This window comes from Streptomyces sp. NPDC003077, from assembly GCF_040611095.1.
Taxonomy (GTDB): domain Bacteria; phylum Actinomycetota; class Actinomycetes; order Streptomycetales; family Streptomycetaceae; genus Streptomyces.
Genome location: NZ_JBEXNM010000131.1, coordinates 1 through 9,199, shown reverse-complemented (window position 1 = coordinate 9,199; position 9,199 = coordinate 1). Strand labels below are relative to the sequence as shown.

Below are 9,199 nucleotides of genomic sequence, written 5' to 3'. Positions count from 1 at the left end.
TGCCGCCCGTCCGGGCGGCAGCAGGCCTCCGGTATGTGGTCACGGGTGAGGGGTCGGGTCCTCTCGCGCCGTGGTGCCTCGGTGGGCTGTCGCGGTGGTCAGGCCGCGAGCTTGTCGCGGAGGGCGTCGAGGCCGTCGCGGTAGATGCCGGTGAAGAGGTCGACGACTTCCTGCTCGGTGGCGCCTTCGGGGTTGAAGCGTCCGGACCACTGGACCTCGGCGGCGTTCTCCTGGCCGGGGATCGCGTGGACCCGGATGGTGGAGACGTAGCCGGTGACGGGAAACGGGGCCTGGAGGATGGCGTAGCTGTAGTGGCGTTCGCTCTCGTTGAAGTCGACGAGGCGCTCGATGATGACCTCGCCGTCCGGGTTCGTCAGTCGGCGGACCCGGCCGCCTTCGAGCGGGGTGCTCTGGGGGATGTAGGGGAGCCAGTCGGGCAGGGCGTCGAAGCCGCCGATGAGGGCCCAGACCCGCTCCGGGGAGGCGGGCAGAACCTGGCTGACCGAGGTGGATGCCATGGTCGTTCTCCTGGTGGTGCTGGTGTGGGGGGGTTTGGGGGTGGGGGTGGTCAGGCGCCGTTGGGGAGGGGGGCGGCGGGGCTGACCAGGCCGGCGGCGCGCAGGTCGGTCCAGAAGGCGGCCGGGATGTTCTCGGTCAGGGCGGCGGTGTCCTCGGCGATGCGGCTGGGCCGGGTGGCGCCGGGGATGACGGCGGCGGCCACCGGGTGGGCCAGGGAGAACTGGAGCGCGGCGGCCTTGATGCTGATGCCGTGCTTGTCGGTGAGGGCCTTGATGCGCTTGACCTTCTCGATGATGTGCTGCGGGGCCTGCTGGTACTCGAAGTTGGTGCCGCCGGCCAGGATGCCGGAGCTATAGGGACCGCCGACGACCATGTCCACGTTCTGCTCCTGCGCCATGGGCAGCACCCGTCCCAGGGCGTGCTCGTGGTCGAGGAGGGTGTAGCGGCCGGCCAGGAGGAAGCCGTCGGGCTGGGGCTCGTCCAGAGCCAGGGTCAGCTCGATGGGCTCGGTCTTGTTGACGCCCAGGCCCCAGGCCTTGATGACGCCCTCGTCGCGCAGGCGGGACAGGACGCGGAAGGCGCCGGTGCGGGCCTCCTCGAACTTGCCGATCCAGGCGTCGCCGTGGAAGTCCTGGGCGATGTCGTGGACCCAGACGATGTCCAGGCGGTCGACGCCCATGCGGCGCAGGGTGCCCTCGATGGAGCGCTCGGTGGCCTCGGCGGTCCAGTCGTGGAGGACCTTGTTGGGGTTGCCGTGCTCGAACAGGCCGCCCTTCTCGCCGAAGTCGGGGACCTCGGTCTCGATCTCGTCCAGGATGACCCGGCCGACCTTGCTGGAGAGGACGTAGGAGTCGCGGGGCTTGGTCGCCAGCACCTGGCCCAGACGCTCCTCGGCCAGGCCGGCGCCGTAGAAGGGGGCGGTGTCGTAGTAGCGGATGCCCTGGTCCCAGGCGGCCTCGACGGTGGCGCGGGCGTCCTCGTCGGGGATCGCGCGGAACATGTTGCCGAGGGGGGCCGTGCCGAAGCCGAGACGGCCGGGGAGGATTTCCTTCAGGGACATGGAAGTACCTTTTCGATCGTGTCTGTCTCTGCACCGGGTGTCCCCGGCGCGGGGGTGAGGCATGGGGAGGTGCCTCGGTGACGTGGCGGCTCTGGCGGCGCAGTCGTGGCGTTCGGCGGTCCGGTGGTCCGTACGTGGCGGTACCTCGCGCGGATCGGGACGCGGCGCTGATGCTTGCGTAAGCCGCTTACGTGCATACGACGATAATTGCAGACGCCGGGTAATGCAAGGGGGTGGTGACGCAAGGGCTGCAAAAGGGCTGCAAGGGGCCCGTTGCCAGGCAAACCCGTCGGCTCGGGCACCGGCGCCATGCCCGGTCCCCTGCCCGGCCCCACGCCCCTTTCCTGCAGTCAGCCTCAGCGCGGCAGGCATGGCCCTCGTCCCAAGAGGTCCATGCGGCGACCGCGCGGCCGTCGTGCGCCTGGGCCCAGGCGGTCGCGGTGATATCCGCGCGGTCGCGGTGATAGGGGTGCACAGTCGGTGATTGCGGTGCACAGCCAGTGATAGTGGTGATGGCGGTGCACGTCAGGGATAGCGGTGCACGGCCGGTGATGGCGATGCACGTCAGGGATAGCGATGCACGGCCGGTGATAGCGGTACGGCGGCCGGTGATAGCGGTGCACGGCTTCTCATGCACCACCGTGCCGATGGGGACGATCCGGTCGCAGCGCGCAGAGGGTGCGGGGGCTTTCCCCGGCCCGGGCTCCCGGCCCGGGGGGACGAGGCGAGGGAGAGGGCGCGGCGGATCTTCCCCGCCCCCGGCTCCCGGCCCGGGGGCCCAGGCGCCACGGGGTGACCGGATCGGGAGCCGGGGCTGCCGGTCCGGGGCCGGGGGCGGGCCGCCCGGCCGCTGCGGGACACTGACCCGATGACCACCACTCCACCGTCCCCCGCCCCGCAGGGGCGCGCCCTCGGGCGCGGCGTCAGCCAACTCATCCCCCAGCAGGACACCGCCGCCTCACCGGCCGAACAGGCCCGCGCCGCCCTCGCCGCCCTGAAGACCGTGCCCGTCCACATCGCCGTCCTCCAGGCCGCCGTCCTCCTCCTGGACGACCCCGCCCGCACCGCCGCCGACGAAACCGCGCTCGCGGCGGCCCGGGAGACGGTGGCGCTGCTGCGCGCCGCCCTCGACCAAGCCCACTGACCCTCGACCAAGCCCACCGACTCCCGACCAAGCCCACCGACTCGTGAACGGTGACGGCCCGGCCGGACCGCGGAGAACGGTGACGGCCCGGCCGACCGGACAGCGGAGTCCGGCCGGTCGCCGCGTCCCCGTGGCCGGGCCCGCGGCGACAGCTCGGAGGCAGCCGCCTTTCGCTGGCGTCCTCCGTCGCATCCGGCCGACAGTGGCGGCGGTCCGCTCGAAGGTGACCGTCAGGCGCGACACGCCGTCGCGGTCACCGTCGAGGCCGGTGCGGCGCTGGAACTCGGCTGCCGGAGCGACCGGGGCGTCATGGACGCCGGTGACGTCGCCGCGGTGGGTCATCGTTGACGGATCCGCGCGCCCGCGAACGGAAAACGAACTGGGTCATTGTCGACGAATCCACGCGCCCGCATATGGGAGACGCAGTGGGACATCGTTGACGGGATCCGCGTGCCCGTACCTGGGAGATGGCGGACGAGGCGTTCGCCGGGTCGTCCTCCCCTCCCCCCGCGACGTCGCTTCTCCCCGTCTCCCCGGAACGCGGGCCCGACGCCGTGTTACGCCCGTGCGCCGCGCGATCCCTCCCCATCGGACCGCCGCGGCTCGCGGCGCCCCCCACGCCCCGTGCGCCGCGCGATCCCCCGATCCAACCCCCGCGGCTCGCGACGACGCGTCACGTCACCCGCGCCGCGCGCTCGCTCCACTCTGACCGTCGCAGCTCGTACTCGACCTCGCCGTGCTCGGTCCCCGGCAGCGGGTCGTCGAAATGCGGGTGGAAGGTCCGAACGTAGGTGAGACCGGCTTTCTCCATCACCCGGCGCGAGGCGGCGTTGACCGCCATGGTCTGGGCCCACACTCTCTGCACCCCGAGCGCGGTGAAGGCCTCCCGGACCAGTGCGCGCGCCCCCTCGGTGGCGTATCCCCGGCCCCACACCGAGGCCATGAGCCGGTAGCCGAGTTCCACCTCCTCGACGCCGCCGTCCCGGGGCGGATCGAGGGCGAGCCAGCCCACGAACGCGCCGGTGTCCCGCTCGACGGCTGCCCACCGCCCGGCCGGGCCACGGGCGTAGTCGCGCAGGATGCGGGGCAGCAGCTCGTTCTCGATCTCGGCACGCGGTGTCGGCTCGCCGGTCAGGAAGCGCATCACCCGGGGATCGGCGTCCAGCCGCACCAGGTTGTCCACGTCGTCCTCGGTGAACCGGCGGAGCGTCAGGCGCTCCGTTTCCAGGAATACGTGCACCGGGTGCCTGCCTCTCTCGGTGGCGCGGGCACCGGCTCCCGAGGGGAGCGTCGGCGACCCGAGGGCGTTCTCGGCGGCCCGTGATGGGGCCGAGGAGCCATCCTGACCGGACGCCGCGTCCGTCGTCCACGGGTTTACGAGCCCCGCGACCGGGCGGGGCCGGGCGGGGCCGGGCGGGGTCCGGCGATCCCCACCACCACGTGAGACCCGCACGCCGCGAAGCCGCGGGCCCGTCCGCCGCGCCGACCGAACCGTCCTCAGCGCATGAGGACCGACCGATGGAGTGCCGCCTCCGGCCGCACAGCCGAGGAGGCCCTATGCACTGCCGCCCACCTTGCCGGCCGTGTCTCCCGACCTCCCATCGGGGCGCGCACCGGCCTTCGGCCCTCGGCTTGAAGGAGAACCACCACGCACAGGACGACGAAGGAAACGCACACCGCCTCCCGCAGGCATTCAGCCGACGCGGCGCCGCACGGCCCCAGGCCCCAGGCCCCAGTAAGGACCCGCGTCGCCGTTCCTCCGTCCTCTTCCTCCATCCATCCCGTTCCACGGCACCCGGCACGAGCAGGCCGCCCGGATCGGCCCAGGCCGGGAACCGTAGGCCAGGCCAGGAACCATCAGCCCGAACCGGGAACCGTCAGCCCAGGCCGGGAACCGTGGGCCCGGGCGCCCCCCGGCCGCATCCGGTACGCCGCGGGGCCTGGCCGTGCGGATCGTCCATCGTGGAATGGACCGCTGGGAGGTGAAGGCGTCGACGCACGGTCTGCCGTCCGCCATGGAGCGGGCACCCTCGGAAGCCGCCTCGTACGGCAGTGACGTCGACACCCCGGTCGCGCAGCCGGCGGGACGGGCCGCGTACGGGTGCCGTCCTGCCCCCGTCACATCCGCACCGATCCTGGTGTCTCCGGCGGCCCTGCTGTCCGGTGAAGGTGGCCATGGCGCGCCCCGGCATGAACGGCGTGAGCCGGACCGCCCGTCACGATGGGCGGTCCGGCGGTGGACCGTTACTACTCCTCCGTGTCTGCCTCGTCGTTCTCGTTCTCAACGCCGCCCGCCACCTGCTGGCCCTGCGCGTTCTGCTGGCCTTGCGCGTCCTGCGAGTTCTGCGGGGTGGCGCTCACGCCGGGTATGTGCCAGAGCCGGTTGGCACTGTCGAAGGCCTTGTTGAGGTACACGTGTCCCTTGGTGCCGTTGTCGTCCAGGTGGTCCATGGTGAGGGCGAGGTTGGGGTCCGCCGCGGGGCACACGCTGTACCACTCGCCGCCGCCTGGCGCGGGGCGCAGGGACCACTTCTGGTTTTGTTGCCCATTGCACGTCTGGAGGCGGACCACCTTGTCGGTCTGCGTACCCTCGTTGGGCAGTTGCAGGCACACGGGCTGGCTGTCTTGCTGCGTGACCGGTTGGATGGTGTAGTAACCACTCCTCAACCGCGTGACGGTCCACTTGTCGACGGTGCGCTCCTCGTACCTGCCGGTCCAGGTCTCGATTTCCTTGTCGCGCTTGGCCTCATTGCCCCAGGGGACCATGAGGCTGCCGCTGAACTTGTTGTAGATCAAGCCACTCGTGGCCGCGGTGGCGGGAGCGGCGTCGGCCGCCCATCCGGTGGTGGCGGTCGCCGCGACGAGCAGTGTGGTGACCAGTTTTCGGGAAGAACGCATGCCGGCTCCTTGCTGCTGGGGAGATCAGCGGACCGGCGCCCGCCCTCCGCGATCGGCCGGGGCCAGGCGGGGGTGGAGGCGTCGGGAGGCCGGCGGCGTGCGCGCGGTCGCGGCTACGCTCCTCGGCCGGGTTGACAGCGAGTGAGTGCCTGGGTGCGCCGCGCCGACGCCCAGGCTCCCCCGGCCGGAGGAATCCGTACCGCCGCCCGGTCCAGCCCCGGCCGCCGTGGCCGCCGCGCCCGGCTACGGCCCTGTCCGCTCCTGGTGCCCGCTCGGAATACGGCAGCGGGGGACGAGCGGCCCGCGAGCCGCTCGTCCTCGCTATGGCAAGCGCCTTGATACTCCCCGCCGGCCATGGCGGTGCCGTACCTGCCGAACAGCCCGTTGTGCCACGCACTGCCGCGGCGGGCCCCGGTGGCGTGGAGCATCAGCAGCGGCATCACGGACGTCCGCCGAGAACACGCGGTGCCGGTCCACGCGGCGCGGTCGGTGTTCGTGGTCCCGGTCGTCCCCCTGGTCTCCATGGCCGTGTCGTTCGCCGCCGGGGTGGTCCAGGTGGTGCGCACGGCACGGAAGCGGGCACTGTCGGCGCCCCGGCGATGCGGGGACTCTGGGTCGTCCGCCGGGCGGGTACGCAGAGCCTGGCCAGTACGGTCGGCAGCGCCACCAGTGGCTTCGGGCACGATGCCCATCGTGCATAAAGAGCCCGAGAAGTCCGAGCAGCATGAGTGGCATGAGCAGCGTGAGAAACATGAGCGGTCTGAAAAACATGGGGACGAGCACGGCCTCGGACAGGGCCGGTACACACTGAGCGATACGCAGCGCGGGCACGTCTGGGGCGTGTGCGCGGAGGTGGAAGGACTCTTCCAGGAGCCGGAGCGCGAGATCTACGAACTCTTCGGCTGGGTCCCGGAAGGAGCCGTCGTGCGCGGCCGGGTCGGCCATGAGGTGTGGCTGGTGCCCGAGGACGAGTCCGTGGACCCCTGGCTCCTGGAGGACGCGGAGAGCCCCGGGCCGCACCCCGGCAGGGACGGCCTGGTGCTCACCGGCGTGGACGTCTACGAGGACGCGCCGGAGGGACACCGGGGTACGGTCCGGCTGCACGACCGGTACCGGTGGCTGGGCTCGTGCCGGGAGATCGCCCGCGTCCTGCCGCCCGAGCAGGAGGCCACCCCGCTCGTCCTGCGGGGGCTCGCCCCGGGCCCGGAGCTGCGGCAGGCCCTGACGAAGGGCACCCGGCGAGCGCTGGACGTGGAGGAGGCCGCCCTGGAGATACGGGACGACCGGGGCGAGCGGCTGACCGACCGGCTGCTGTGGACCCACGTCACCGCCTGGCGCCCGTCCGCCCACGGACCGGACCTGATCGATGTGGAACTGGACGGCAGCCGCTTCGTCCCCGTCCCGCCCCACGCCCGGCCCGTCTGGGAGCAGTGGCTGACCGGACCGCCGCGCAACCCCGGCGCCTGGCACACCCTGGACGAGCGGCGGCGCAGGGCCTGGCTGGACCTCGTCCAGGAACGGGTCTGCCGACGCGCGCACCACGACCGGACCTCCGGACGCGCCTACGAACTCGATGGCCGGCACATCACCGACATCCCCGGCCTCTACCTGGCACTCGGCGAGGCCGTGAACGGGCCGGGCGGCTACTTCGGCGACGCCTGGGCGCTCTGGACGACTGCCTGCGCGGCGGGTTCGGCCACACCGCTCCCGGAACACTTCTGTGGCGGGACGCGGCGACCGCGCGCGAGCACCTGTCCCGCACCCTGACGCCGGACGGGCAGCCGTACGACCTGTTCAACGGCGTGCTCGATGTCCTGGCCGAGGGCGGGTTGGACGTCACCTTGGCGTGATCCGGGGGCTGGATCCCGCCTCACCTTCATCGGGATGGTCGGGTCCGTCAGGTCCGTTGCAACGACGCTCGCGCGCCGTCAGGTGCATCGGCAACGACGCTTGCGCGCCGCCAAGGCCGCAGCGACACGCCGCTCGTGGCCGGCAGAGTCGGCTGCTCGCAGGCGGCGAGGACACCGGCGGATACCGCCGGAGCGACCAAGGAAGGCACGCGCGGCACTATCTAGCGGCGGGTCCCCGTACACAACCGGAGCGGCCCGCTCACCTTCACGTCGCCCGAGCCGCCGAACCGGTCAAGGCAGGCGCCCCGCTCGACGGCCCGGCCCCTCCCGCACGCCGGTCGCCCGGCACCAGGCGTTACTGCCAAGCCCTGGCCCCGGCCTCCGCCCCGAACGGCCGCCGCAGCCACACGCCGAGAGCCTCGTAGTCGTCATCCGTCAGTCCGAGGCGGGCATCGACGCGGTGGAGCAGGGCGGGCCCCGGATGGTGAGCGGCGACCCAGGCCCGATCCGCGTCGGTGATCTCGTCATCGACCCAGACGAACGGCCGTCCCGCCGCCCATGCGACGAGGGCACGGGTCTTCCAGTGCGGTCCGTCGCGTGCGTCCTGCTCCTCGGCATCGGACGGTTCCGGCCAGACCACCACGGCCAACGGCGGGAGCCCGATCAACGAACTGGTCATCACAGCGCAAGGTATCGACGAGGACGAGCGGGGCCAACGGGGAGGAATAGGGCCAGCGGGGACGAGCAGGACCGACGGGGAGAGAGGGCTGACGAGCGCCGACGAGACACTCGTGGCGACGAAAGACCCCGTTCCTGCCGCCGCGGTGGCGGTTGTGCCGCCACGAGCCGCCCCGCCCGCCCCGCCAACCGTCTCAGCGTGTGCCAACCGGACTCAGCGCGTGCCGACCGCCTCCGGCAGGGCGGCCAGTTGCGTCCGCATCCGGCAGTGCGGCCAGCCGCGTCAGCTTCCGGCAGCGCGTCCGGTGGCAGCGTCAGCGTTCCGGCCGCGACGTTGTCCTCCAGGTGGCGGCGGGTCTTGGTGCCGGGGAGGACGCCGACGTGTTCGCCCTGGGCCGGCACCACCCACGCGCTCGCCACATGCGCCACGGTCGCGCCGAGCCCGTCGGCCACGGCGCGCTCCCGGCCGACGATGGCCTGGTTGGCGGCGATGGCCCGGTTGGACCCTGCGCGTCATCGTGCGCACCGCCTTCCCCGCCGCACGGTCCGATCATCGCCCGCCGTGCCCCCGTCGCATGCCAGGCCACCGCCTTTTCACAGACCTCTGGCTTACAGCGTTGACATCCAACATATTGAGGACCCTAATCTATGCCAGAGTCCTGTCTCACCATCGCCTACGAATAGACAGAGGTGATCTCCATGTCCACCGGCAACCCGCGGGCCGCCCTCGCCGCGGCGTGCGTGGTCGGTCCGCTCATGACCCTGGTGGTGACCGGCCCTTCCGTGGCCGTCCCCGATATCGGTGCCGACCTGCACAGTTCACTCGCCGCCGCCCAGTGGGTGGTCGACGGTTACATGCTGACCGCGTCCAGCAGCCTCGCGGCCATGGGCTCGCTCGCCGACCGCGTCGGCCATCGCCGCATATTCACCTGGGGCATGGCGTTCTTCGCCTTCTGGATGGCCGTCTCCGGCCTGGCGAACGACATCCTGCTGCTCGACCTGGCGCGCGCCGTCGCCGGTTTCGGCGCCGGCGCGGCGCTCGCCTCCGTC

The 9,199-nt window shown here is 72.3% G+C and carries 7 protein-coding genes and 2 pseudogenes; 3 read left to right on the top strand and 6 right to left on the bottom strand.

Annotated elements, in window-relative coordinates; genetic code table 11:
- Positions 1–98: 98 nt before the first annotated feature.
- Both ABZX96_RS37755 and ABZX96_RS37750 read right to left on the bottom strand, forming a co-directional pair.
- Entirely contained in the window at positions 99–518 is a 420-nt protein-coding gene (locus tag ABZX96_RS37755) for an SRPBCC family protein (protein ID WP_355554119.1), read from the bottom strand.
- Between the two features lie 50 nt (positions 519–568).
- Complete coding sequence (locus tag ABZX96_RS37750; RefSeq protein ID WP_355554116.1) at positions 569–1,579, bottom strand: aldo/keto reductase; 1,011 nt, start codon at positions 1,577–1,579, stop codon at positions 569–571.
- Positions 1,580–2,447: 868 nt separating this feature from the next.
- Here ABZX96_RS37750 and ABZX96_RS37745 point away from each other — a divergent pair.
- Positions 2,448–2,723, top strand: coding sequence for a hypothetical protein (locus ABZX96_RS37745; RefSeq protein WP_355554113.1), 276 nt, complete (start codon positions 2,448–2,450; stop codon positions 2,721–2,723).
- Positions 2,724–3,396: 673 nt separating this feature from the next.
- Here the strand turns inward: ABZX96_RS37745 and ABZX96_RS37740 are convergent.
- Complete coding sequence (locus tag ABZX96_RS37740; RefSeq protein ID WP_355554110.1) at positions 3,397–3,963, bottom strand: GNAT family N-acetyltransferase; 567 nt, start codon at positions 3,961–3,963, stop codon at positions 3,397–3,399.
- Positions 3,964–4,970: 1,007 nt separating this feature from the next.
- Positions 4,971–5,621: an RICIN domain-containing protein gene (locus ABZX96_RS37735; RefSeq protein ID WP_355554107.1), complete on the bottom strand. Its 651-nt coding sequence runs from the start codon at positions 5,619–5,621 to the stop codon at positions 4,971–4,973.
- 807 nt (positions 5,622–6,428) lie between these two features.
- Here ABZX96_RS37735 and ABZX96_RS37730 point away from each other — a divergent pair.
- Positions 6,429–7,471: pseudogene (locus ABZX96_RS37730) on the top strand (barstar family protein).
- A 355-nt stretch (positions 7,472–7,826) separates the two neighbouring features.
- Here the strand turns inward: ABZX96_RS37730 and ABZX96_RS37725 are convergent.
- Positions 7,827–8,135, bottom strand: a pseudogene (locus ABZX96_RS37725) (hypothetical protein); the annotation flags it as partial.
- A gap of 14 nt (positions 8,136–8,149) precedes the next feature.
- Positions 8,150–8,641: an aldo/keto reductase gene (locus tag ABZX96_RS37720; protein WP_355554122.1), complete on the bottom strand. Its 492-nt coding sequence runs from the start codon at positions 8,639–8,641 to the stop codon at positions 8,150–8,152.
- A 207-nt stretch (positions 8,642–8,848) separates the two neighbouring features.
- Between ABZX96_RS37720 and ABZX96_RS37715 the strand changes: the two genes are divergently transcribed.
- Positions 8,849–9,199 (top strand): MFS transporter (locus ABZX96_RS37715; protein ID WP_355554104.1); only part of this gene is annotated, 351 nt, incomplete at its 3' end.